Below are 25,999 nucleotides of genomic sequence, written 5' to 3' on the forward strand. Positions count from 1 at the left end.
ATGGCCTCGGAAGTCCTCTGGTACATCATTCCGCGCGAGGGCGCCTACCCCTGGGAGTCGGAGGGGCGGCGCCCGGTCGACCTCGGCTATCTGCAACAGCTCGCCGGCACCGTGGAACGGCTCGGCTTCAGCGGGGCGCTGCTCGCGACCGACCTGTACGACGTGTGGCCGCTGGGCAGCGCCCTCGCCGCCGCCACCGGCACCCGCTTCCAGCCGCTGCTCGCCGTCCACCCCGGTCTGATCGCCCCGACCCTGCTCGCCAAGATGGCGCTCACCTTCGACACCCTCTTCGGCCCCCGCCTGCGCTTCAACGTCGTCAACGGCTCGACGAAGACGCTGCGCGAGTACGGCCTGGACGTGGAGCACGACGCACGCTACGAACTGAGCGCCGAGTACTGGTCGATCGTCAAACGGCTCACCGCCGGTGAGGTCTTCGACCACAAGGGCCGCTTCTACGATCTGAAGAACGCCGGCGGCTCCTTCGGTGACCTCGGGCCGGTGCGCCGCCCGCACGTACCGCTCTGGTTCGGCGGCTCCTCCGCGCCGGGCATCGAGATGGCCGCCGAGCATGTCGACGTCTACCTCACCTGGGGCGAGCCGCCGCATCTGCTGAAGGAGAAGCTGGACCGGGTACGCGAACGCGCGGCGGCCCACGGCCGCACCCTGCGCATCGGCCTGCGTCTGCACCTGATCGTCCGCGACACCGAGGACGAGGCGTGGGCGGCGGCCGACCGGCTGCTCGACGTCACCAGCGAGGCGACATACGCCCGGCAACTCGGCGACCGCGCCGGGGAGGACGGCGTCGGCTGGCAGCGGCAGTTCCGCCAGCACGGCGGCCGGGTGCCGGCCAGGGCCCGCGAGCTGGAGGTCCACCCGAACCTGTGGCCGGGCATGAGCCTGTTCCGGCCGGGCCCCGGCACCGCGGTGGTCGGCTCCACCGCCCAGGTGGTGCAGCGCCTCAAGGAGTACGAGGACCTGGGCGTCGACACCTTCATCCTGTCGGCCAACCCCCTGCTCGAGGAGGCGTACCGGGTGGCGGAGACCGTCCTGCCCGCACTGGGCGTTTGCACCTGATCCGAACCGCGGCGCCCGGACAGCCCCCGGCCGATCCGGGCACCGCTCACTCGGACCGAACGTCGAGTACCACCCGGTGACGCCCAGGTCGTAGTGTCATCGCCCTTCGGCCGTGAGCACCGTACGTGTGAGGGGATGGCTCAGCACCGCCGCTGACGACCTCTCGGGTGCCGGGCGGCAGGACGAACACACCCGATGCCCCACTCGGAATCTCGATGTCCGCCGTGAACAACGCGCTGTCCGCGACGAGTTCCCAGCGGATCGAGGCAGTGCCGTAGCGGGTCTTCATCTCCGCCCGGGCCCAGGTCAGTCCCCCGCCCGGGACAGGGGCGAACACGATCCGGCGGTAGCCCGGGGCCTCGGCGTCGGGTGCCAGTCCTGCGACCACGCGAAAGAGCCAAGCGGCCACGGCTCCATAGGCATAGTGGTTGAAGGACATCATGGACGCGCCGTTGCTCAGGTCACCGGCGTGGATGGTGCCCGACTCGTCCATGGCATCCCATCGCTCCCAGATGGTCGTCGCTCCATGGCGGACCTGGTGCAGCCATCCCGGGCATCGATCGTTCAACAGCAACTGGTACGCCTGCTCATGCTGCCCCGCGGCTGTCAGCGCCGGCAGGACGAGGGGGGTACCCAGGAAGCCGGTGGAAATACGTCCCTCGGCGGTCCGTACCAGGTCCGCCAGTCGTTTTCCGATCTCCGCGCGATCCTCCTCCGGCGCGATGCCGAACTCCAAGGCGATGGCACACCCCGTCTGGGTGCCGATGGCCTCGTCGGCGTATCGTGCCCACGCCGCCCTGGCCGCGGCGTCGCCCATTGCCGCGTAGCGCTCGGCATCCTGGTCGCGGCCGCGGATCCGCGCCATCCGGGCGAGGAGGCGAGCGCTGTGAGCGAAGTAGGAAGTCGCCACGAAGGCGGTCGGTGTGGTTGCGTCCTGAGGGCGGTCCGGCGGAGCGCCCGGATCGAGCCAGTCACCGAAGTGAAACCCGCTCGACCATATGCCGTCGCTGTCCAACTGCCGCCTGCTCCACTCCACCCACCTCCGCATGGAGTCGTCATGCCGCGCCAGCACCTCCATGTCGCCGTACGCCTCGTACAGCGCCCAGGGCACGATCACGGCGGCGTCCGCCCATCCGGTGCTGCCGTACTCCATGTCGTCGGCGCCCACCAAGTGCAGCACATCGGGAACAACGTTGGGGACGCGACCGTCGTCGCACTGCTCGGCCGCCAGATCCCGCAGCCAGTTGCGCAGGAACGACCGGCTGTCGAAGATGTGGCACGCCGTCGAGGCGAAGACCTGTATGTCCCCGGTCCAGCCCAGACGCTCGTCGCGTTGCGGGCAGTCGGTGGGCAGGGAGAGGAAGTTGCCCCGCTGGGACCACAGGACGTTTTCGAAGAGTCTGTTGACGGACTCCTCGGAGCAGGAGAAGGCGCCCGTGAGGGTGAGGTCGGAGGCTACGACGACAACCTCCACTTCGTGGATCGTCACGCCGGGGCCGAAGGTGATGTCGGCGTAGCGGAAGCCGTGGAAGGTGAAGGCGGGGCTGAGGACGGTGGCGCGCTCATCGGCCAGGACGTAGGTGTCGGTGGAAGTGGCGGCCCTCAGGGCGGCGGTGTGGAGTTCGTCGTTCCCGTCGACGACTTCGGCGTGCCGTACCACCACCGTGGCGCCCCGAGCGCCCGTAGCGGTGATGCGCAGGTATCCCGTGAGGTTCTGGCCGGCGTCGACCCGTATCCGATCCCGACGAGCGGACAGGACGGCCGGTCGGGTCTCGATCTCACGGACGCCGGGCATGGCCCGCTGCTCGAGTCCTGCTGGGAGGTCCAACGTGACAACCGTCTCCCAGGTGCCGTCGTCGAAGCCGGGCAGCCGCCAACCTCCCTGGCGTTGCCGCAGATCGATGACGCTTCCTTCATAAAGGCCCGCCGAGGTGATCTCGCCCGTGGCGGCCCGCCAGGTGTCATCCGTGGACACGACAAGCCGTTCGCCGTTGTCCAGAACGACTTCGAGTTGGGCGATCAGCGCGGAGGCATCTCCGTAGACGTTGCGGTGCGGCTGCCACGTGAGTGTGCCCCGGTACCAGCCGTCCCCCACCGTCGCGCTGATCACATTGGCGCCGGGTCGCAGCAGCGATGTGACGTCATAGGTGGAGAAGAGCAACCGGTGTCCATAGCTGGTCCAGCCCGGTTCCAGCAGGTCCTCGCCCACGGCCACCCCGTTGAGCCGTGTGTCGTGGACTCCCAGCGCGGTCACATACAGGCGGGCGGATCGCCAGTTCGCGGGAATCCGGAACTCACGGCGGAACAGCCCAGCGGGCCCTGCCGTGCCGCGGCCGATGTCGCTGCCCAGAGCGACAGGGCGGGCCGACCAGTCCTGCTGATCCAGCAGCGCTGCCTCGACCCGGGCGGGGCTGCTCCACGGTGTCCATCCGCGATCGGTTCGGACCCGCACTCGCCACCAGCGCACCTCCCTGCTGCGTAGCGCAGGACCCGGCATCTCGATGTCGTGACTCCGGTCGCTCGACACGATGCCACTGCTGGACACGCCCGTACGGAAGCTGTCATCGGCGGCCCACTCGATTTCGTAGCCTCGCTGCGCGGACACCGGGTCCTCCGCGCACAACCGCCAGGCCAGCAAGGGCCTGCCGGTTCCCGTCGCGATCAGCCCCGAATCATCGGCGGTGCGCAGTTCGACAACCTGCACGGTCGTGTCCTCGTCTTCATCAGCTTCATACTCGGCTGGGAGGGTCATGAAAAACGGATCTCCGCTCTGCGGTAGATGGCGACGCCGTGTCCTCAGACCGGGCAGACGAATGCCAAGACTAGGACATTCACCCTTCAAACACGGCGGGTCGGTCAACATGGTCCAGGTTTTGGCCACTTCAGTGCCAGTGGCCGGAAGTGAATGCGGGACTAGTGTCCCTCGCACGGAGCCACACGGGTTTGCGGGTTCGAGATCGCAATGTACCCGCCGCTCGTTTCCATTGGGTTGCTGCGTGCACATGTGACGTGCACCGGATTGCTGGAGGTTGAGCCATGTCTGGTGAATCGGGTGGGCTGAGTCGCCGTGCTGTGCTGAAGGCGGCGGCGGTGGTGTCGGGTGGGGCTGCGATGGGTTTGCCGGGGGGCGGCGTGGCGGCCGCCGACGAAATGGGGTCGCGTGCCGATCGGGCATTGGTCGGGGCGATTCGGTGGGACGCCTGGGTGGGTGGGGACTGGCAGGTCGGCAGCAATGTGAATCGTACGTTGTCTCCGCAGAGATATCAGTTCCGGCTGCCGTATTACGCCGATATCACGGTGGCTGACCGGGTGTTGGTCGATCAGGGTTTTGATACGGAGGCGACGGGGGCCGCTCCGTCGGGGTGGAGTGCGTCGGCGGCGGCAGGTACCAGTGTGGCGGTGGCGGACGGGTCGGACCGCGGGGGCAAGTGTGTGCGTCTGCATGACGAGTCCGGATCGGTGCCGGCGTCGATGGTCCGCACGTTCGCTTCCCAGCATCGGGCGGTGACGGTCGAGTGGGAGTGGAAGGAGACGATCGCCGGCAAGTGGTCCCGGATGCAGTTGGCCGGCGGGGCGAGCGCGGTGGTCGATATCGCGACCCGTGTGGACGCCTCCGGTAAACAACTGGCGTTCCGCGCGCCCGACGGAAGCTGGCAGGTTGTCCAGGCCATTGCCGACGACACCTGGTACTCGGTGAAGGTCATTGCTGATCCGGCTCCCCCGCAGGGTGCCGCACCGTGGTTGGACATCTTCGTCGACGGGGTCCGCAGAGTCAGTCACGCAGCGTTGCTCGGGTCGGCGGCAACATTCGACAGCCTCGTCTTCCGCACCAACGAGACACTGACGTCGGATCTGTATATCGACAACGTCAGCGTCGAGGTGACCGAGTCGGTGAACGCTGATGGGGCCGGCCAGGACGTCATGGATCAGGAGATTCATTACGCGGCTGCCGCGGCTGTCGACTACTGGGCATTCGTCTACTACCCCCAGGAGCCGCTGGCGCGGGGCAGGAAGTTGTATTTGTCCAGCGCGTACAGGAACGACGTCGGTTGGGCCGCGGTATTGGACGGGAACTTCCTTTCGGCGTTCGACGCGAATCTCGCGGAGCTGGCGTCACATTTCGGTGAGTCGAATTACCAGAAGGTGCTCGATGGCCGCCCGCTTCTCTATTTCTTCTCTGCTGCCAGTGCCGACCAGGTCGCCAAGGTGAGGGCCAAGGCGGCCGAGGTGGGTGTGCCGGATCCGTATATCGTGGTCATGGCGTGGTCTGCACAGAGCGCGGCGGACCTGAAGACCGCGGTGGGGGCTGACGCGGTCAGCCGGTATGCGACCCAGGGCCTGAACGGGGTGCCGTATTCCCAGCTCGCTGATACCGAAACCACCCTGTGGTCGCAGTATGCGAGCGCGGCCGGACAGGTTGTTCCGACAGTGACCACCGGGTGGGACAAGCGGCCCCGGTACGACTACCCGGTGTCCTGGGAACCCAACTTCGCGGTGTTCAAGGACAACTGGGTTCAGCAGGCAACACCCGAGGACATCGCCGACCATCTCGGCGAAGCCATCCGCTGGGGCAACGCCCATCCGGCGAACACGTCGGCCAACACGGTTCTCATCTACGCCTGGAACGAGTTCGACGAGGGCGGCTGGATCTGCCCGACGCTGTACGAACTGCGGGACTCCGGCAGACCGCTTCGCCTGGACGCCATCGCAGCGGTTCCTCGGACCGGAGTCGCCACAACACGGTGAGAGTACGCCGGCGGCGGCAAGCCTTGCGTGGTGCGCCCATGAGTTCTTCCGCCGCCGCCCACGCCGGAGCGGATGTGCGCCTGGTCGGCGCCAAGGACCGCGCCGCAGGTCACCCACCCCGGCGCAGGTCCACGGCTGCCCCGAGAGCCCCGGGCCACCCGGGGGGTGATCCAGTACGGCCTGCCGGATCGCCTGTTGCTCAGCCGCATCGAGCACCCCGCGCCCGCCGACATGGGGCGGCCACTGAGAACCGCAGGCCGTGACGGGAGAAGGACCGCCGGGCGCGTCCGCGTGCTGGTCCCCTGGGGCGAGCGGGGCGAGCCCCGCCCATACCCAGGCAGACCGCCGCCGTCGAGGCACGGGCTCCGGACTTTGCGGAGCCCGTCGAGAGGACGTGCGCAACCCGTGCTCAGGCCGTCGCGATGATCCGGTACCGGACCGTGTCCGCCGGGCCGGGCAGGTCGAGCCGTGCCAGACCGTACAGGCCGCGGCGGCCTTCCCAGCCGGCCGGAACCACGGCGAGGCCGGTGATGCCGCCGTTCACCCGGATCTCCACGGTCTCGTGGGCCAGGCGCAGGCGTACGCCGTCGGGCAGGCGCTCGACGGTGGTGCGGTCCGCTGCGCCGGTGTCGGCCGGGTACGGGACCAACAGGGTCGGGTGCGCGTCCGCACCGGGTGCCGACTCCTCGACCTCGATGCCGTTGCGGCCGTCCGTCAGCAGGCGGACGGCGATGCGGTGCCGGCGGGCGGGCAGGCTGTCGGTGGCGGGGATCGCGGCGTCCAGGACGAGCGCCCCGTGCGGCTCGGCGACCGTCGGGACACACGGGGTGTGGCGGCGTGCGGAGAGCACCTCCAGGGGCTGCCGGCCCGGGCCCTGGCGCAGCGCCAGGCCGATGACCGCCCTCCCCTCCTCGACGGTGGCCCGGGCCACGCCGAAGCCGAGGCTGCGGCCGGGGCCGAAGACGAGGTCGGCGATGCCGAAGGCGTCGTACGCCTCGGCCGGGTCGCCGTCCAGGTGGACGCTGACAGAGCCGCGGTGGGCGACCGCCCGGAAGATCGGCGCCCCTTCGATGCGCACCGCCTCCCGGGCGTCGAGGGCCGGGGCCGGCTCCTCGGGCCACTCGGGACCGCCGTAGCCGTCCATCAGGGCGTCGGCGAGAAAAGCGAGGGCGAGTGAGGAGTAGTGGGCGTCGGCGGTGTAGAACTCGTAGCCGACCCGCAGTGTCGGCGGCAGCAGGTTGTCGACCGGGCTGAACGGCCCGTCGGGGCGCTGGCGTTGGCCCAGGAGCCCAACGGCCCGTGCGGCGGCGGTGCGGGCGGCCCGTGCCAGGTCCGGCTCGGCGCCGTCGCCTGCGAACCAGCCCGCGGCCAGGGTGAAGAAGGCCGCTTGCTGGCCGGCGATCCAGCTCTGCCCGGTGCTGCGGTGCGCGGAGGCCATCGAGCCGTCGGAGAGTTGCATGTCGAGCGAGCGGCGCAGTCCGCTCTCCAGCAGCCGGACAAGGGCGGGCTGCTGCGCGCCGTCGTAGCCGTCGGTGAGGATTCCGGCGAGGTGGAGGCGGGTGAACAGGTCGTAGGAGTTGGGGAGTCCGGGTTCGGCGTAGAAGCCGAGGTCGAGGTCGATGAGTTCCTCGAAGAACACCCCGATCAGCCGGTCGATGTCCTCGCGGGTGTGCCCGGACAGGCCCTCGCGGTAGCGGATCCATTCGCCGCGCAGCCACACCGCGGCCCAGTTGTACGGCGGGCGGAACTTGAACGACTTCTCCGGGTCGACGGCTGAGACCTGGTCCCGAAGGGCGCGGACGGTGTCGGCGTCCGCACCGATACGGGGCAGTATGCGGAGGGTCTTCAGGATCGGCGGCCAGGTGAAGTCACGGTGGTTGATGCGGTAGGTGACGCTGCCGGTGGTGCGGTCGAAGCCGGATGCGAAGGAGGGGAGTTCGGGGTTGCCGGTGTGGGTGAGCGTGGCGGTGATGCCGCGGACGGCTCGGTCGAGGCGGTCCTGCCGCTCTTCAGGCGGGCCGAGCAGGGCGAGGACGGCGTTGCCGTAGGCGTGGTAGGCAGTGCCGTACTGGGTGGGTTCGCCGAAGCAGGGGTCGTGGAGCTCGCCGGACTTCTGGAGGTGGTCACGGAAGCTGTCCACGCCGGTCGTGAGGATGTCCAGGGCGGTATCGCGTCGGGTTGCCATGTGTTTCAGTGCTCCCATCAGGGCTGTCGGACATTCCATGGTGTGGGGTGTCGCGTGGTGGCGAGGTTCGCGTGGTGGGCCCATGCGGTTGACTCGTCGTAGTGGGCGCGGGTCTTGGGACATCCGTGGAGGGGTCACCTGCCGGCCGCCGTGCTCGCATGCTGCGACGACTCTCGGACCACCAGTTCGGGCCGCATCACCAGGTGCTCGTGTTCATGTGTCGACGGCGTGGCGGTTTCCCGCAACAGCATACGGACGGCTTGCCGGCCCATCTCCGCCACCGGCCGCTGCACCGTCGTCAGCGGAACGACGGCTGACGCTCCGTGCATCCCGTCGTCGAATCCGACCACGGCCATGTCATCGGGCGCCCTGAGGCCGGCATGGTGCAGAGCCTGGAACACACCCGATGCGAGGGCGACATCGGCGCACAGGACCGCGGTCGGGCGACTGGGCCCGGCCAGCAGTCCGTCCGCCGCCTGCCGGCCGGCCTCGCAGGTGAGGGCATCGGCCCGCACCGTCAGCGAGCCCGCGGCCGTGGCTCCGGTCGCGCACTGCGCCTGTGTCACGGCCTGCAGGCGGTGCTGTGAACGGCTCGACGCGGGACCGTCGACATAGGCGATGGTCCGGTGCCCGCGTTCGAGGAGATGCCGCACCGCGTCAGCCGCTCCGGCGGCGTCGTCCATCCGCAGGGAGCACGCGGAGACCCGCGGACGGTGGTCGTCGACGATCACTACGGGAAGGCCGCGTTCATGCAGCGCCTTCGCGGCCTGATCGGTTCGGTCGCCCGCCATCAGCACGACGCCGTGAACTCCCTGAGCCGCCAGGAAGTTCACGTAACGTGCTGGTGCCGCCTGCTCCTCGCGGCCCGAGTGAATCATCACACCGAGGCCCAGTCCGGTTGCTTCCTGCTCGACTCCGCGGGTCAGTTCGACGCCTGACGGGGCGGCCGTCTCCGGCATCATGACGGCGATGACAGGAGCGGACAGCCCGTGCAACTGTCGCGCTCCTTCGGTGCGTACGAATTCCAGCGCGTCGATCGCGTCCTGTACACGTATCCGGGTGGCAGCGGCCACGATGCCCGGGCGGTTCAGGACATTGGAAACGGTGGCGATGGACACACCGGCTTCCCGTGCGACGTCCCGGATGGTCACCCTGCGCTGCATGACGTTCTCATGCCTGAACGGCCAGGCCTTGCAGGGTGATCGGGCTGAGCGGCGGCAGGCCTGAGCAGTGGCGTTCGAGTTCGGTCAGTGCGGCCTGGGCCATCTTGCGGGTCTCCGTGCCCTGGGAGCCGGCGATGTGCGGAGTGATGAGGACATTGGGGAGGTCGTAGAGCGGTGAGTGCGCAGGCAGCGGCTCAGGGTCGGTGACGTCGAGAATGGCATCCAACCGCCCAAAGGCGCAGGCGCGTTCCAGTGCCGCGGTGTCGACCAGCGTGCCCCGGGCGGTGTTGATCAGGGTGGCATGGGGTGGGAGGGCGGCCAGTTCGGCTTCGCCGATCATGTGCCGGGTCTCGGGCAGGGCCGGCGCGTGCAGGGACAGTATCTCCGCCTGCGGCAACGCCTCGGCCAGTTCGGCGGGTCGAGCCCCTGCCGCGATCACCTCGGCCGGATCCGCGTAGGGATCGACCACCAGGATCGGCCCGTCGTACAGCGTGCGCAGCTGGGCGACCACCTGGCGTCCGATGCGGGAGAAGCCCACGATCACCACCGTGCGATCGTGACCGCTCAGCATGCCCCAGCGATCGCGGTAGGAGTGGTCGTCACGGAACCGGCGCGCGTCCTGGGCCAGGAACGGCACCTTCTTGAACGCCCAGAGCACCGCAGCGACCGTGTAGAGCGCCACCGGCGCGGCGTTCACCCCGGCCGCGTTGGTGACCAGGATCCCGCGTTCGAACACCGGCGCTCCGACGAGACCTCGCACACTGCCCGCGGCGTGGAAGACGGCGCGTAGTCGGGGCGCCGCCTCAAGCACGCCCTCGTCGAGGGGCGGGCACCCCCAGGAGGTGATCAGCACTTCCACCTCGCCCAGCCGGGCCCGGGCCTCGGGTGAACTCAGCTCGTCCACCATGATCGGGGCGTCCAGGGTGGCCAGCCCGCGTAGCCGCGCCAACTCGGCCTCGCCGAACTGGGTCCGCAGGGTTTCGGGTGCCATGGCCAACAGCGCCTTCGGATGAGGAGAGGGCGGGTTGGGGACGTTGTCGTGCTGATGCGCACGGTTCATCACTGTCTCCGTCGAACTGGTGTGATCGCCCTGGCAGGGGCGCGGGACATGGGGCTCTGAACCGGCGTGCCGGAAGCAGCACGAACCGGGTCAGGCATGGCCGCCCGGTCGTGGCGCCGGGTGCGGACCAGGGTGCCAGTACCCCGCCGGGGTAGTGCCGTACATGCGGTCGCGGTCGCGGACGTGGCCGCCGGGCAGCCGGTGCACGGGGACGCCGTGGGCCTTGCCGGCGATGTGTGCGACCGCGACGAGATTGCTGAGCACCCGGCCGTGCTCGCTGCCGTAGCCCCTCGCGAGCGGGACGGCCGGGGCGGTGTGAGTCAGTGGCGGGTGCCGAACACCCGGCGGATCTGCTCCAGATGACCGTACTCATGGACGGTGTCGGGCTCCAGATACGTACCTTCGGTCCACTCGTTCCATGCGTTGACGGTCACCAGCGGAGTCCCGGTCTTCTCGACGTACGACCGTACCCTTTCAAGTGCTCGTCCGAACTGTTCCGGAGTGCAGTCCGAGATGATGTTGGTGTGGGGGTAGCCGAGGGCGGGGTTGTACCGGTCTGACTGCACGGTGCGCGGTGACGGGTCCCAGCCGACCGTCACATTGGCGTAGTACGGCTGGTCGAACTTGGCCGCGAGCGCCTCCCATCCCTTCTCTGCCTGCTCCAGGACATCGGCGTACGGGGTGAGCAAGGTCGGCAGCGGATGGTGATGTACCCAGACGTACGACGTCACACTGTCGAAACCGAGGCGGTTCAGCAGGGCGGCCTCGTCGAGCGTCATGCCGTCCTGCGGCAGGACCGGCTGGTCGCGCGCGACGGCGTTGAGGTGGATGCCTCCATGCCCTGCCCTCTCGGCACGCGAACGCAGATCGTCCAGCGCGGCCTTCGTCGCGTCGATGCCACCGAGCCCGTCGAGAAGCGTGGGGAGGTCGTAGACGGACAGGTAGGGGCGGCCGTCGATGTGCAGGTACGCCGGGTGGTTGACGTACCGTTCCAGGAGGTAGTCCGTGGCGGCCCGGAACTGGGCCGCGTCGACGCTGCCCGACTCCAACTGCGTGGCGTTCGTCCCGGACTTCCATGGGTGGATGTTGGTCCAGTGATGGTTCGCCCACATGACGGCGAACTTCATGTCGCCGGTGGCCGCGGCGGGCATGAACGCCTTCTCCAGCGGACGCTCCAGGTAGGGACGTCCGTCGTACCAGTACCAATCGAAGATGAAGGCGTCGACCCCGTACCGGGTGGCCATCTCGACCTTGTCGGCCATGACGGCCGGGTCAGCCTCGTCCTCGTAGCCTCGCAGGGGGACACGGGGCTGTATATGCCCCTCGAAGCGCGGGGTGGCCTTCTTGGACACCTCCCACTCCGTCCAGCCCTCGCCGTGCCACTCCTCGTTCCTCGGGTCCACGTGGTAGTTCGGGAAGTAGTAGGCCGCAATGATCACCTCACGCCCGCTCATGCGCAGCACCCCCGCACGCAGAAGAGCGATCGGAAGCTGTTCTCTGGATACCGTTGCTCGATCATGACGGCGACTGTATTGAAGAGTGGTGCCCAAGTTGTGCGGTCGGGATTGAGGGATACTAGGACAGAATTGAACTTCGACCGTGGGAAGTGACGCCGCGTGCCACCGGGTTCGGCCCGGCCGGCCTCTCCGTGACGACACCCCGTCGAGACGGGTATGCCGCGTGCGCCGGCCGATGGGGCATCGGCCGGCGCACGCGTGGTTTCACCGTGGCTCACTTCGTCGTGTTCGCCGCGTGCTCCTCGGCATACTCCTGGGCGGACTTGTCGCCACCGCCGGACTTGAACTTCTTGACGGCCGCGTCCCACGTGCTGATGGACTGCCGACCGGCGATGATTCCGGCGATGGCATCGTTGATCTCCTGACGCAGTGTGGCACCGCGCGTCGTCCAGGTCGCCGAGCGCAGACCCTTCGAGGGGTCGTCGACCATCTTGGGGCAGACCTTCTGCTCCCACTCATAGAGGGACCGGACGCCGGCCTGCGCACCGGGAACGTACAGCACCTGCGGGGCATCGCACAGGTAGTAGAAGGGCAGGTTGGTGATGTTCTCGGTGTTGCCCAGCTCGGTCGGCGTCGGATCCCCGTCCTTGCTGAAGGTGAAGTGGACGCCCTCCACGCCGTAGTGCATCAACTGGTACTCCTCCGTGCCGAACGGTGAGGCCAGGTGGTCCAGGACCCGCAGCACCGTCTTGACCTTCGACTTCGACAGTTTCTTGTTGATGACGGTGTAGCCGGACAGGCCTGGGCTGGACCAGGCACTCGGGCTGAGTCCTTCGGTGACGTACGGGACCATGGGGACAGCCTCGAAGTCCTTCACCAGCTTGAGCGTGGTCAGGTACGCGCTGAAGCTGTCCATGTACGACTGCACCGTGCCGTTGTAGAAGCGCGTCTTGAGGTCGACTGTTGAGATCGAGGGAGAGTCCGGGAAGTACAGACGTTCCTTCCACAGCTTTTTCAGGTAGGAGAGCATCTCCGTGAAGTGGTCGCTCTCATAGTAGGACGTGAACTTGCCGTCCGATGCGGACCATGTGTTGGGTATTCCGTGGGACTGCGCATGCGCGATCCAGCCGAACGGGTACTCCTTCGCCGCAGCGGTTCCGTACTTCCTACCGTGTGTGAGCGAGGTGAGGGCGCGGGTGAAGTCGTCACGGCTGAATCCATCGACCGTGTATCCCTGCTGCTTGAACTCCGTCCCGTTGATCCACAAGCCGGCGCTGGGCTTGGGGCGTTGGATCGGAATCCCGTAGATGCCGCCGTGGAACCGGCCCACCGCCTGCCACGAGGATGTCGGGAGGTTGGCCAGATTCGGGTAGTCCTTGATGGCGTCCCCGGACAGGAACTCCGAGAGGTTCGTCATGGTCTTGAGGACGAACTCTTCTTCATGAGCGACGGTGTTGCTGACGATATTGAGGATGTCGGGCAGATCGTTGCCCGCCATGACGGTGGACAGCTTGCTCTGGAAGTCCGCGGCCGGCACCGGCATGAATTCGATCTTCACTCCGAGTGCCTTCTCCATGGCCTGCCAGTAGCGGTTCTGGCCCTCGGGTCTCGGTACGACCCCGTACGTGATCGTCATGACCTTGAGCGTGGAGCCGTCGCCCGGGACGTCGGAGGTGCCCTTGGTCAGCTTGGACGGATACGACAGATAGGCGTCCTGCACTCCCGTCTGCGGATTGCCCTTGAGCTCAGGTGTGGGCCCGGTCTTCGGGATGTAGGTCGGCCAAGGCGCCAGATCGACGCCCCGGTTGGAGATGTCGCCGGCCGAGCCGGAACCGCTGCAGGCGGTCAGCAGCGAGGGGGCGGCCACCGCGGCGGAGGCTACTCCGATGGAGCGCAGCAGGGAGCGGCGTGAGATGTCTGGCACGGAAGTGGTTCCTTTCGGGACGAGCATCGAGCTGCAGCACGGCGCGCTCGCTGACGGGGACGGCTGCGGCGAGAGCGGAGGACGCCTCTCGCTCTCGGCGCGGGCGGACGGGACCGGCTCGGCTCCCGACAGCCCGGATCAGCTCTTGATGGCGCCGGTGAGTACGCCCCTGGCGAAGTACTTCTGCAGGAACGGGTAGGCGAGGAGGATCGGGACGGTCGCCACGACCAGCACGGCCATCTGAATCGTCTGCGGGGCGGACATCGCGGAGTCGCCTGCCCCGTTCGAGTTGCCCAGCTGGGCGCCGCTCAGCACGTAGGTACGCAGGACCTGCTGCAGCGGCCAGTGGTCGTCGCTCAGGTAGATGGATGCCTGGAACCAGGAGTTCCAGTAGGCGACGGCGTAGAAGAGGGCGACCACGGCGAGTGCCGCCTTGGACAGCGGCAGCACCACGGAGAGCAGGGTCCGGAAGTTTCCGGCGCCGTCGAGCCGGGCGGCTTCGTAGAGTTCCTCCGGGATGGACTGGAAGAAGCCGCGGAGAACCACCAGGTTGAAGACGCTGATGAGCATCGGCGCGATGAGCGCGAGGTAGTTGTCAAGCAGTCCCAGGCTCTTGACCATCAGATAGGTGGGGATCATTCCCGGCGGGAACAGGAAGGTGAAGAGCACCAGCAGCAGCACCGGCTTGCCCCCGAACACCTTCGGCCGGGCCAGGGCGTAGGCCAGCATGATGGTGCAGGCCATGCTGGCGGCCGTGCCGACGAGCGTCACCCCGATGCTCACCCAGAGGGCGTGCGTCACCACCGAGCCGCTGAAGATGTCCCGGTACGCGTCCAGGGTCGGGTTCTGGGGCCACAGCACCCAGCCGCCGTTGTCGATGACCTCCCTCGGGGAGGCCAGGGAGGTCGCGATCACCACCAGGAAGGGCACCAGTACCAGGACGGCGATCACGGCCAGAGCGAGCGCCTTGGCGGCCAAGGTGATCTTCCGGGGCTTCTCCATCCACGCGGGACGGACGGGCCGGTTCGCTCCGCGGGCAGCGCGGGTCCCGAAGACGACGCTCATTTGTACACCCCTTGCTCTCCGAGACGGTGCGCGACCTTGTTGGCGGTGAAGACCAGCACCGCCCCCACGACTCCCTTGAAGAGCCCGGCTGCCACGCCGTAGCCGAAGTTGCCGCCGATGATGCCCTTGTAGTAGACGAAGGTGTCGATGATCTCGGCGGCCTCGGCGCCCACCGCGTCGCGCTGCAACAGGATCTGTTCGAAGCCGACGGACAGGATGTCACCGATCCGCATGACCAGCAGCAGAAGAACGATGGGGCGGATGGCCGGCAGGGTGATGTGCCAGAACCGCCGCCAGGGCCCTGCCCCGTCGATCGCCGAAGCCTCATAGAGCTGGTCGTCGACCTGGGTGAGCGCGGCCAGGAAGATGATGGTGCCCCAGCCACAGTCCTTCCAGATCACCTGAAGGACGGTGAGCGGCTTGAAGAGATCGGGGTCGCCGATGATGTCGACGGTGTGCAAACCGGCTCCGGAGAGCGCCGAGTTGAAAACACCGGTGGCGCCGAGCATCTGCTGGGCCATGGCGACCACGATCACCCAGGACATGAAATGGGGCAGATAGACGATCGATTGGACGGCTCGTCGCAGTGTGTTCGATGTGAGACTGTGCAACAACAGCGCCAGGGCCAGCGGTGCCGGGAAGAAGAAGACCAACTGCAGGCACGCTATTTCAACGGTGTTGAGGGCAGCTCGCCAGAAATCGGAGTCGCCGAACAGGTCCGTGAAGTTTCTGAATCCCACCCAGGCGCTGCCCGAGAACCCGTTGAAAGGTATGTAGTCCTTGAAGGCGATGATGTTCCCGAAGAACACCCCGTAGTGGAAGACCAGGAAGTAGATCACTCCCGGCACCATGAGCAGCAGGAACGCGCGGTCTCGCCAGATTCGGCGGAGCGCCCTTGAGCCACGGTGTTTTCGTCGCGGCGGTGGGCTCTGGACCGTACCCAACTCCTCAGGCACGGCGGCGACCTCGCTGATGCTCACCACGGTTCGACCTGTCCTTCTCGGGAGGGCGACCGATGAAGACCCTCGGGATCTCCAGCCGGCCGCAATTCTTTCGGTGACACTTGTACCTTCTCACTGGGGATCGCCCAGGACGTGGAGAAGGATCAGTAAGCAGCATGGTGGGGCCGTCAGGTCCCTGCCATTCAGCCCGGACAACTCAGCCACATCGCAGGGTGCAGGTTGTTCACCAGTACGTAGTGGTACAGACTCACGGCGGTGACACTAATCACCGAAAATGCGGCCCACCATGGCGGGGATTGAGCAAAACTAGGACGAAATTGCCCGTCCGTCAGAGTGGGGCATCACGACTCGCTCCGGTATGAATCACTCTGTCGTGGGGCGATGTTGAGGTCGCATCGAGCGGCATGTACGGGCAGGGGCACGGCGGCGGGCGGGCGTACCGGCGTCGGGACGACCCTGCCGAGAGTGCCGGAGCCCAGGTACCACGACGGTCTGCCCGCCGAGCCGGTGACGTCCGACCGGCCTGGAGGACGACGTGCGAGCCGGGCTCGACCTGCCGCGCACGATGGTGTCACCGCTCGTGCGCGGCACCCGCGCCGACGAAACCGCCGGAAGTTGTTGGCCGGAAACCGTTGCGCGATCCCGACGGCGACTGTATTGAAGAGTCGAGCCGAAAATGTGCGGCCTGGCCTGAGGGAAGCAGGACAGAATTGACCAGCGAACGAAGCAAGCCACGCTACGAGCGCGCCACGGTGTTCAATCCGGACGGCCTGCCGGTCTGGGCGGACCGCCACCGTCTTGACGCCGACGTGGCGGCGCACGATCATGACTTCTTCGAGATCGCGCTCGTCACCCAGGGCCGCGGTGTCCATATCGCGGCCGACGGCGACCATCCCATCGGTCCAGGAAGCGTCGTCGTGATGCCGCCCAACCAATGGCACGCCTACAGTGAGTGCGAAGATCTCACGGTCTTCGACAGCTTCATCACTCCTGAGCTGCTCGACACCACCCTGTCCTTTCTCGATGCCGAGCTACCGCTCGTCCGGGCGGTGAACTCGACGAGCCTGCCGGTGCCGCAGCGGGTCCAGCTTCCGCCCCGTGATGTCAGCCTGGCGATCGGTGAACTGCACAGCATGACCGACATGACGGCACAGCGTTCGCGTATGCAGATCGTCGGGCATCTGCTGATCTACCTCGACATCCTCAACCGTGCCTGGTCCGGCGAACATGTCATGCACCGACGTACGCTTGCCCCGCTCCATCCAGGTGTGTCGCGAGCCGTGGAGCTGCTGGAGGCCGACCCGGGATACCCCTGGACCCTCGCCGAGCTGGCCGGGGAAACCTCCACGGAGCGCACCTACCTGGTGCGTCTGTTCCAACGGGACCTGGGAATCCCGCCCATCGCCTACCTCAACCGGTTGCGCGAGCAGTACGCGGCCCGGCTCCTCGTGCAGACCGATCAGCCGATCGCTCAGATCGGGGCACAACTCGGCTGGGAGGACGCCGCGTACTTCGCCCGCCGGTTCAAGTCGGCCTATGGCCTCAGCCCCTCGGCGTACCGGAAACGTGCCCACACCGGTGAGACCCGCTATCACTCCACGGCGGCGGCCGAACCGCGACTGCCGGTCAGCGGCGCGCGCTTCGACATCAAGCCGGTCAGTTAGGAGCACGCAGGTCTCAGTGACCGGCGACTGTGTCTTCAGCGTGTGCGGAGCAGCTGCGCCAGGTGCATGCCTCGCACGCCGGCCAGCTGGTCGGCCTGGGTGCGGCAGGAGAAACCGTCGGCGAGCAGGACGGCATCGGGGTGTTCGCGCAGCGCGGGCAGGAGCGCGTTTTCCGCGACGGCGACGGACACCTCGTAGTGGCCGCGTTCCATGCCGAAGTTCCCGGCGAGGCCGCAGCAGCCGGCGAGCGTCTCGACCGTGGCGCCGGTGGCTTCGAGCAGAGCGCGGTCGGCTTCATAGCCCAGGACGGAGTGGTGGTGGCAGTGCGGCTGCGCCACCACGGTCGTGCCGGACAGGTCGGGGGCCTGCCAGCCGTCGGTCTTCCGCAGCAGCTCGGCGAGCGTGGTGGCCGCGCCGGCGACGGCTTTCGCGTCCGGGTCGTCGGGGAACAGGTCGAGCAGATCGGAACGCAGCACAGCGGTGCACGACGGTTCGACGCCGACGATCGGGATGCCGGCCTGCGCGTAGGGCAGCAGGGTGTGCACAAGGTCGCGGAGCTTGGCACGGGCCGCATCGAGCTGGCCGGTGGTGATCCAGGTGAGTCCGCAGCACGGCCGGTGCTTCGGCGTGGTGACGCGGTACCCGGCGTCGGTGAGTACGGCCGCGACGGCGGTCGCGACCTCCGGGTCGAGGCCTTCGGAGAAGGAGTCGGCCCACAGCAGGACCTCCGGCCCCTCGGCGTGGACATGCGCGTGGCGCCGGGTCCGCGTGAACGGGGTGCGGGCGAAGCGGGGCGTTCGGCGGCGGGTGTCCACACCGGCCAGTGCGAGCAGGGCTTTTTCCAGCGGGCGGAAGGACATCATGGCGTTGACGAGGACGCCGAGCCCTGGCACGCGGTGCAGCAGGCGGAGCCAGTCGGGCAGCCGGCCGAGTGTGTAGTGCGAGATCGGGCGGACACGGCGGCGGTACGTGCGGTGCAGCGCTTCGGATTTGTACTGGGCGAGGTCGACCCCGGCCGGGCAGTCGTGGCTGCACGCCTTGCAGGACAAACACAGATCGAGGGATTCGTGGACTTCCGGCGCGTCGAAGTCACGGATGAGCGAGCCGTTGGCCACCTCTTGCAGCACCCGGGCCCGGCCACGGGTGCTGTCCTTCTCGTCGCGCGTGGCGAGGAACGACGGGCACATGAAACCGCCCGCGGACCGGTTGTCCGCACGGCATTTCCCGACCCCGACACAGCGGTGCACGGCCTTGGTGAAGTCGCCCTCGTCGTGGGAGAAGGAGAACCCGTCGGCCAGCGGCAGCGACCGGGCGCGCGGGCGGCGGAGATCGGCGTCGAACGGCCGCGGCCGGACGAGCACGCCGGGGTTGAGCAGGTCGTCCGGGTCGAACAGCTCCTTCACCGCGCTGAACAGGGAGATCGTCTCGGCCGAGTACATCAGGGGCAGGAGTTCGCCGCGGGCGCGGCCGTCGCCGTGCTCACCGGAGAACGAGCCGCCGTAGGACACGACGAGCTGTGCGGCCTCGGTCATGAACGCACGGAACACCGACGCGTCCTTCTCCAGCGGCAGACCGATCCGGACGTGGACGCAGCCGTCGCCGAAGTGGCCGTAGGGAAGGCCCTCGACGCCGTATTCGCCGAGCAGCGTGTCGAAGTCCCGCAGGTAGGCGCCGAGCCGGTCGGGCGGCACGGCCGCGTCCTCCCAGCCAGGCCACGCCTGCTGTCCTGACGGGGTGCGGCCGGCGAGTCCCGCGCCGTCCTCGCGGATGCGCCACATCGCGACCGCGGCGGGTCCCGACGGCAGCAGGACATGGTCGAGCGCGCCGGCGTCGGCGACAATGCGGTCGGCGTTGCGGCGGGCTTCGCTTTCGGTCTCGCCGCCCACCTCGATCATCAGCCAGCCGGCACCGGCCGGCAGGTCCGGCACCCCGCCGCGATGGCTGCGCACCAGGTCGACCAGCCGCGCGTCCAGGCCCTCGATCGCCAGCGGCCGGTGCGGGAGCAGCGACGGCACGGCGTCGCCCGCGGCCGGCATGTCGGGGTAGCCCAGCACGACCAGCAGCCGGGCGGGGGCGACGGGGACCAGGTCGACGGTCGCTTCGAGGGTGACCGCCAGCGTGCCCTCGGATCCGACCAGTGCGCGGGCCAGGGACCGGCCGTGCTCCGGCAGCAGATGCTCGAGGGAGTAACCGGACACCTGCCGGCCGAAGCGGCCCAGCTCGGTGCGCAGCACCGACAGGTGCGCGTCTACGAGGGCGTCGAGCCCTGGTACGGGGTCTGCGGTGCCGAACTGCCGGCCGGTGCCGTCTACGACACGGAGTTCGCGCACGTTGTCGGCCGTGCGGCCGTAGGCGACGGCGTGCGGTCCACAGGCGTTGTTGCCGATCATCCCGCCGAGCGTCGCGCGGGCGTGTGTGGACGGGTCGGGCCCGAACCGCAGCCCGTGCGGCGCCGCGGCGCGCTGCAGATCGGCCAGTACCACGCCCGGCTGCACCACCGCGGTCCGCGCCACCGGGTCGAGGTCCACGATCCGGTTCAGGTGCCGCGAGAAGTCGAGCACCAGCCCCGGCCCGATCGCGTTGCCCGCCACCGATGTCCCGCCGCCACGGCAGGTGACGGGCAGCCCGTGCCGCCGCGAGACCTCCAGGGCGCCGAGCACGTCCGCGGTGTCCAGCGGAGTCACCACGACCTCGGGCACGACCCGGTAGTTGGAGGCGTCCGTGGAGTACTCACCGCGGCGCCTCGCGTCGGTCTCGACGGCCCCCCGCACCGCGGCACGCAGATCGGCGGTCACTGCATCGCTCATGCGACACTCCTTCGAGGACAGAGCCGGCCTTCGCCGCGCGCATGTGCGGCTGCGACCGCGACGGAGGCTTCTTCCGGAAAAGGCTGCGGTCCCACCCGGCAACCGATGACGGTTTCGTTCGCTCGGCTGTCGTGCCACACGCGGGACAGCCGGTGCGACGACGTCTCCTCGCCGGGCACGTTTGGTCCGCGTTCGCAAAGTCATCCATGTGGGGTGGGCGCCGGGGCCAGTGCATCACAGGGGTACAGAAAACCGCAAGCGGTTAACCGTTGACTGAATTTCGCCCGAGGTGCATGCTTGCCACCTGCTTGGTGACGCTGATCAACGTTGATCACCTCAAACAGCGAAAGGATCGCCCGATGATCCGCCGGAACAGCTTCGATGAAGCATTTGGCCATCATGCCTTCAGCCCGCACGAGCGCACTGCCTCGCCGACACGAGGGAGCGACCGATGACCGCGAGCACAGGACACGAGCTATCTCCCGAACGGGAACGCGCCACGCTCGCGACGATCAGCCGTCGGGTCATGCCGTTGGTCGTCGTCGGCTATGTGATGGCCTATCTGGACCGGATCGATGTCGGCTACGCCCAACTCGGTATGGGTACCGAACTCGGCATCTCCGCGGCCGCGTACGGGGTGGCCGCCGGGATCTTCTTCATCGCCTATTTCATATGCGAAGTGCCGAGCAATCTGATGCTCCGCCGCTTCGGATCACGTGTCTGGCTCGGCCGGATCATGATCACGTGGGGTCTTATCTCGGCGGCCATGGTCTTCGTGCACAGCTTGAACGCACTGCTGGTGCTGCGGTTCCTGCTGGGTGTGGCCGAGGCCGGGTTCTTCCCCGGGATCATCCTCTACCTGGTGAGCTGGTTTCCGGAGAACCGCCGGTCGGTCGCGCTGGGGTGGCTGATCCTCGCCCAGCCCGTCGCCTACATCCTCGGCGGGTCCGTCGGGGGCCTGATCCTCGAACACGTCCATTGGTTCGGCCTGTCCAGCTGGCGCTGGGTGTTCTTCCTTCCCGGCGCGGCCACGTTCGTGGTCGGCCTGGTGACCCTGTTCAAGCTGCCCGAGTCCCCGGCTCGGGTCAAGTGGCTGGACGACGACCAGAAGCGCTGGTTGACCGCCACTTTGGACGCCGAGCAGGGGCCGCCCCCGAATCACGGCATCCGGGCTCAGCTCGCCGCGCTGCGTGAGCGGCGGGTTCTGCACCTCGCCGCGATCTTCTTCATGGTCCAGACCGGTGACTACGGGTTCAGCTTCTTCCTCCCTCTGATCATCAAGCAGATCAACCCGGAGTATTCCGACACCAACATCGGGCTCGCGGCGGCCCTGCCGTTCGTGGCCGCCGGTGTGTTCACGGTCGTGCTCGCACGTGCCGGGGCACGGGCCAAGGAACAACGTATGTACATCCTTGGTCCTGTCCTGCTCACCATCCTCGGGCTGGTGATCGTAGTGCTGTACAAGGATCAGTCCGTGCCGGCCATGTTCGGTATCTGTCTCACATCGGTCGGGGTGTACGCGTGGGGCCCGGCCTTCTTCACGATGGCTTCCATGAGCATCTCCCGCACGCAGGCCGCGGTCGGTATCGCCGTGGTGAACTCGATCGGCAACCTCGGGGGGTTCGTCGGCCCCTACGTCGTAGGTTTGAGCGCCGACAAGGGCCCGACCCAGGGAATGATTCTCTCGATCATCCCGCTCGTGGTGACGGTCGTACTGCTTCTGGTCTGGCGTACACCAAGGGTGCAGCCGGGTTCCGAGGCATCGGTCGCCGAACTCAGCCAGATCCCCGGGTGACAGGGGTGGCCCACCGGGCAGCGGCCGTCCATCGGCCGAGCGACCGGTTCCGCCGGTGACGTTGTACGAAGGACAGCACGCACGGTGATATGTGCCGTCGGCCGTGCCGATCACGGGGATCCCGCGATCGGCACGGCCGACGGCATTCCCGCTCGGTCGTTCACGCGGATGCCGGGGGCCACCGCGGTCCGGTCATGCCAGGCGGGCCCGACCGGGGATTCAGTCCTCGCGGGCGCTGAGGATCCGGCGTTGGGCGCTGATGATGGGCTCCACGCCGCCCGTGATCACTTTTCGTACCTCTGCTGCGATCGCCTCGGGATCGCCCTGCCGCATGATGTCGAGCATCGCGCGGTGGTAGTCGACCGAAGAGGACAGCGACTCCTCCAGTGCGTTCGTCAGCCGGAACAGCTCCGTGAACGTCGGCACCTGCTGCTCCCATACGGCGAGCAGGCGCCGATTGCCGCAGGACGTGAAAAACGCGGAATGGAACGCGACATCGGCCTGCGCGAAGGCGGTGGGATCCCCGGCCTTTTCAGCGCGCCGCATGTCCTCAAGCGCCGATTCCGCGGCTTTCTGGAACCCTTCCAGATCCAGGACCGCCGCTTGCTGGGCCGCCGCGACCTCCAGCAGCGCACGCAGCTGGAAGAGATCCCTCAGATCCTGCTCGTCCAGGCCCACGACCCGAAAACTCCGGCCGACGGGAGCGACCAGGCCCTCCGCGGCGAGCGTGCGCAAGGCGTCCCGGACGGGGCCGCGACTGACGCCGAACGAGTCCGCGATCAACGCTTCGACCAGCTGCTCACCCGGCGCCAAGGCACCGGTGAGAATGTCGGACCGCAGCGCCGTCGCAACCTGCTCGCCGAGCGCCGCCGACCGAGTGACCCGTCCTGCCACGCTCACATGGCCTCCTTCAGCGTGTGGTCAGGCGGCCAGTCTGCCGCAGCGCAACGCTCATTGCAACCGGCTAACGGTTGACGGATAACCGTTGGGCGTGTATCGGTGAGCATCGGCGTCCAGGCCGGCGATGTCCTCGCGGGCGGCTTCCAGCCGGTCCGCGAGGGTGAGCAGCACGGCGGGGTCCCATGTGACGCGACGGTGTCCCGCCGGGTGGTGCGGCAGCGATTCACGTCACCCTGGACATGGGACGGCCATCGCGCGACTCTCCGAGTCCACAGGCTCGTCGAGAGGTGACGCGATGGCCTTCGCCCAGCATGACTTGGCCCGGCTGATGGGGTCACTGCGTACGGCGGACGGATCGGCCGCCGTGAAACGACGCTGACCGCACAGGCCGGCCGGACACTCGTCCGGGCTTCCTGTGCGGTCAGTAGGTGCCTGGTGTCACCAGTCGACTGCGATGTATTTGGTCTCGGTGAATTCCAGCATGCCGTGGTGGGCGCCCTCGCGGCCCAGGCCGGATTGTTTGACGCCGCCGAAGGGTGCGGCCGGGTCGGAGACCAGCCCGCGGTTGACCGCGACCATGCCGCTTTCGAGTTGCTCGGCGACTCGCAGTCCGTTGGCGAGGTCGGCGCTGTAGACGTAGGCGCTGAGCCCGTATTCGGTGTCGTTGGCGGCCGCGATCGCTTCGCTGGTGTCCTGGAACGGGATGAGGGCCGCGACCGGTCCGAAGATCTCTTCGCTGACCAGTCGGGAGTCGGGCCGTACGTCGGCGAGGACCGTGGGCAGGTAGTAGGAACCGGTGCGTTCGGGAGCGGAGCCGCCGGTCAGCACCTGTGCTCCGCGCTCGCGTGCGTCGGTGACGAGTTCGGTGACCTTGTCGACGCTCGGCCGGTCCACGAGCGGGCCGCACTGGGTCTGCTCGTCGGTGCCAGGGCCCACTGACAGGCGGGCGAAGCGTTCGGCGATCATTGTGGCGAACCGGTCGTGCAGTGAAGCGTGCACGTAGATGCGGTTGGCCGCGGTGCAGGCCTGCCCGCCGTTGCGCATCTTGGCCACCATGACGCCGTCCAGCGCCTTGTCCAGGTCGGCGTCGGCGAGCACGATGAACGGCGCGTTGCCGCCGAGTTCCATGGAGCACTTGAGTACCTGGTCGGCGGCCTGGCGCAGCAGCAGCCGCCCGACCTCCGTGGACCCGGTGAAGGACAGTTTCCGCACCCGCGGATCGTGCAGCAGCTGGTTGATCACCGTGGAGGTGCTGCTCGTCGTCACAACATTGACGACGCCTGCGGGTACACCGGCCTCGACCAGGATCTCCGCGATCGCATAGGCGGTCAGCGGGGTCGCGGTGGCCGGTTTGAGCACGGTGGTGCACCCGGCGGCCAGGGCCGGGGCGATCTTGCGGGTGGCCATGGCCGCGGGGAAGTTCCACGGTGTCACCAGCAGGCACACACCGATCGGCTGGTGCTGCACCATGATCCGGTTCGCGCCGGAGGGGGCCAGCGACACCTCGCCGAGGATCCGGACCGCTTCCTCGGAGTACCAGCGGAAGAACTCGGCCGCGTAACCGACCTCGCCACGGGCATCGGCCAGCGACTTGCCGTTCTCCAGCGAGATCAGGAAGGCGAGATCCTCCGTCCGCTCGGTCATCAACTCGTAGGCACGGCGCAGGATTTCGGCGCGCTGTCGGGGCGGCGTCGCTGACCAGGCCCGCAGTGCGCCCGCGGCGGCGTCGACGGCGGTGGTGGCGTCCTCGGGAGAGGCATCGGCGACGGTGGTGATCACCGTGTCGTCGGAGGGGTTGATCACGTCGATGCGGTCGGCCCTGCTGCCGGGCAGCCAACGACCGCCGATGAACAGGTCGTTGGCGTAGCGGGTTTCGGTGGTGGTCACGGAGTTCTCCTACTTCTGGTGGGGACCGGGCTCGGGCAGCGTGCGGTCGCCACGGAAGGCGTGGGTCATGATGGTGAGCAGGGCGGCATGATCGAGCGGGCGGGGGTTGTTCTCGACCAGCCGCTTGGCCAGCAGCCCCTGCTCGGCGATCATCGGCAGGTCCGCCTCCCGCACACCGAGTTCGGCGATGGTCGGCACGGCGAGCCCGTCGACGAGGGCATCCAGCGCCTCGATCGCCGCTACGGCATCGGTCCATGGGTCGGCGCCGGAGGCGACGCCGAGTGCGTCGGCGATGGCGGCGAATTCACCGACCCGAACGGGCAGGTTGTAGCGGGTCGCATAGGGCAGCAGCGCACCGACGCCGAAGCCGTGTGGGGTGTGCGTGGCCGCGCCGATCGGATACTGCAGGGCGTGTGCCGCCGAGGTCCCGCCGGTGCCCAGCGCCACACCGCCGAGAAAGGACGCGAGCATCACGTCGTGGCGCGCCTCGGCGTTCGACGGCTCCCGCTGGGCGGTCAGCAGGCTTCGCCCCATCAGCGACAGCCCTTCCAGCGCGGCGGCGTCGCTGAACATCGATTTCCCGACGAAGACCCGTTCGTTGCCCAGCTCCGCGGTCGGGGTGCGGCCCACCGCGGTGTAGGACTCGACCAGGTGCACGACCGCATCGATACCGGATGCGGCGGTGAGCGACGCCGGGCAGGAGTAGGTCAGCTCGGGATCGCAGATGGCGGCCTGTGGCACCAGGTGCGGGCTCGAAATGCCGACCTTCATCGCCCGGTTCGGGTCGGCGATGACCGCCACCGGTGTCGCCTCCGAACCCGTGCCCGCGGTCGTCGGTACCGCGATGACCGGCAGCACGGGTCCCGGGACGGCGTTCTCACCGTAGTAGTCGGACGGCCGGCCGCCGTGGGACAGCAGCAACGCCACGACTTTCGCCATGTCGATGCAACTGCCGCCGCCCAGCCCGATCACCGAGTCCACGGGCGTGCGCGCCAGGCCGGCGACACAGTCGACGATGCCCGACACCGGCAGCTCGGGTTCGGTCCGGTCGAAGACATGGACGCGCACACCCGCGGCGGTGAGGCAGGCGGTCAGTTCGGCGAGTTCGGGCGACGCCCCGAGACGGGCGTCCGTGCACACCAGCGCATCGCGTCCGTACCCAGCGGCAACACGGCCCAGCGCCCCGCGCTGGCCGGCACCGAACAACACGGTGCGCGGCAGACGCAGCACTCCGAACGAGGCCGCGGGCGCGACGGTGCCGACACCCGCGCCTCCCGGTGTGTCGGTGGTCGCGGTGAAGCTCATGGAAT

Annotated in this window: 17 protein-coding genes; 4 read left to right on the forward strand and 13 right to left on the reverse strand. The window is 68.2% G+C overall.

What is annotated here, in order from left to right; genetic code table 11:
- Entirely contained in the window at positions 1–1,074 is a 1,074-nt protein-coding gene (locus tag ABT245_RS01205; protein ID WP_351727443.1) for an LLM class flavin-dependent oxidoreductase, read from the forward strand.
- Positions 1,075–1,120: 46 nt separating this feature from the next.
- Here ABT245_RS01205 and ABT245_RS01210 read toward each other — a convergent pair whose 3' ends face one another.
- Positions 1,121–3,826: a family 78 glycoside hydrolase catalytic domain gene (locus tag ABT245_RS01210; protein WP_351727445.1), complete on the reverse strand. Its 2,706-nt coding sequence runs from the start codon at positions 3,824–3,826 to the stop codon at positions 1,121–1,123.
- A 284-nt stretch (positions 3,827–4,110) separates the two neighbouring features.
- Here ABT245_RS01210 and ABT245_RS01215 point away from each other — a divergent pair, with 284 nt between their 5' ends.
- Positions 4,111–5,820, forward strand: coding sequence for a glycoside hydrolase family 71/99 protein (locus ABT245_RS01215; protein ID WP_351727447.1), 1,710 nt, complete (start codon positions 4,111–4,113; stop codon positions 5,818–5,820).
- A gap of 409 nt (positions 5,821–6,229) precedes the next feature.
- Here the strand turns inward: ABT245_RS01215 and ABT245_RS01220 are convergent, their stop codons facing one another.
- The 8 genes from ABT245_RS01220 to ABT245_RS01255 form a co-directional block, all read right to left on the reverse strand.
- Complete coding sequence (locus ABT245_RS01220; RefSeq protein WP_351727449.1) at positions 6,230–8,005, reverse strand: hypothetical protein; 1,776 nt, start codon at positions 8,003–8,005, stop codon at positions 6,230–6,232.
- 134 nt (positions 8,006–8,139) lie between these two features.
- Positions 8,140–9,168 carry a LacI family DNA-binding transcriptional regulator gene (locus ABT245_RS01225; RefSeq protein WP_351727451.1) on the reverse strand — a complete coding sequence of 343 codons (1,029 nt, stop codon included), beginning with the start codon at positions 9,166–9,168 and terminating at the stop codon, positions 8,140–8,142.
- A gap of 7 nt (positions 9,169–9,175) precedes the next feature.
- Positions 9,176–10,228, reverse strand: coding sequence for a hydroxyacid dehydrogenase (locus ABT245_RS01230; RefSeq protein ID WP_351727453.1), 1,053 nt, complete (start codon positions 10,226–10,228; stop codon positions 9,176–9,178).
- Positions 10,229–10,318: 90 nt separating this feature from the next.
- Entirely contained in the window at positions 10,319–10,492 is a 174-nt protein-coding gene (locus tag ABT245_RS01235) for a hypothetical protein (protein WP_351727455.1), read from the reverse strand.
- A 56-nt stretch (positions 10,493–10,548) separates the two neighbouring features.
- On the reverse strand, positions 10,549–11,682 hold the full coding sequence (locus ABT245_RS01240) for a glycosyltransferase WbsX family protein (RefSeq protein WP_351727457.1): 1,134 nt from the start codon (positions 11,680–11,682) through the stop codon (positions 10,549–10,551).
- Between the two features lie 277 nt (positions 11,683–11,959).
- The gene (locus ABT245_RS01245; RefSeq protein ID WP_351727459.1) at positions 11,960–13,609 is read right to left on the reverse strand and encodes an extracellular solute-binding protein; all 1,650 of its coding nucleotides are present in this window, start codon (positions 13,607–13,609) and stop codon (positions 11,960–11,962) included.
- A 138-nt stretch (positions 13,610–13,747) separates the two neighbouring features.
- Positions 13,748–14,674, reverse strand: coding sequence for a carbohydrate ABC transporter permease (locus tag ABT245_RS01250; RefSeq protein ID WP_351727461.1), 927 nt, complete (start codon positions 14,672–14,674; stop codon positions 13,748–13,750).
- Complete coding sequence (locus ABT245_RS01255) at positions 14,671–15,525, reverse strand: ABC transporter permease (RefSeq protein WP_351727764.1); 855 nt, start codon at positions 15,523–15,525, stop codon at positions 14,671–14,673. The genes ABT245_RS01250 and ABT245_RS01255 overlap by 4 nt, the downstream gene beginning before the upstream one ends.
- A 743-nt stretch (positions 15,526–16,268) precedes the next feature.
- Between ABT245_RS01255 and ABT245_RS01260 the strand changes: the two genes are divergently transcribed.
- Positions 16,269–17,300, forward strand: coding sequence for a helix-turn-helix transcriptional regulator (locus tag ABT245_RS01260; protein ID WP_351727463.1), 1,032 nt, complete (start codon positions 16,269–16,271; stop codon positions 17,298–17,300).
- Between the two features lie 35 nt (positions 17,301–17,335).
- Here the strand turns inward: ABT245_RS01260 and ABT245_RS01265 are convergent, their stop codons facing one another.
- A complete protein-coding gene (locus tag ABT245_RS01265) occupies positions 17,336–20,107 on the reverse strand; it encodes an FAD-binding and (Fe-S)-binding domain-containing protein (RefSeq protein ID WP_351727465.1) in 2,772 nt (923 codons plus the stop codon).
- A gap of 451 nt (positions 20,108–20,558) precedes the next feature.
- Here ABT245_RS01265 and ABT245_RS01270 point away from each other — a divergent pair, with 451 nt between their 5' ends.
- Complete coding sequence (locus tag ABT245_RS01270; protein WP_351727467.1) at positions 20,559–21,902, forward strand: MFS transporter; 1,344 nt, start codon at positions 20,559–20,561, stop codon at positions 21,900–21,902.
- Between the two features lie 219 nt (positions 21,903–22,121).
- Here ABT245_RS01270 and ABT245_RS01275 read toward each other — a convergent pair whose 3' ends face one another.
- From ABT245_RS01275 to ABT245_RS01285, 3 genes are all read right to left on the reverse strand, one after another.
- Complete coding sequence (locus tag ABT245_RS01275; protein ID WP_351727469.1) at positions 22,122–22,802, reverse strand: GntR family transcriptional regulator; 681 nt, start codon at positions 22,800–22,802, stop codon at positions 22,122–22,124.
- Between the two features lie 438 nt (positions 22,803–23,240).
- Positions 23,241–24,689 carry an NAD-dependent succinate-semialdehyde dehydrogenase gene (locus tag ABT245_RS01280; RefSeq protein ID WP_351727471.1) on the reverse strand — a complete coding sequence of 483 codons (1,449 nt, stop codon included), beginning with the start codon at positions 24,687–24,689 and terminating at the stop codon, positions 23,241–23,243.
- Positions 24,690–24,698: 9 nt separating this feature from the next.
- Positions 24,699–25,994 carry an iron-containing alcohol dehydrogenase gene (locus ABT245_RS01285; protein ID WP_351727472.1) on the reverse strand — a complete coding sequence of 432 codons (1,296 nt, stop codon included), beginning with the start codon at positions 25,992–25,994 and terminating at the stop codon, positions 24,699–24,701.
- Positions 25,995–25,999 lie beyond the last annotated feature (5 nt).

It is taken from the genome of Streptomyces sp. NPDC001508 (assembly GCF_040298665.1).
In the GTDB taxonomy this organism is placed as follows: domain Bacteria; phylum Actinomycetota; class Actinomycetes; order Streptomycetales; family Streptomycetaceae; genus Streptomyces.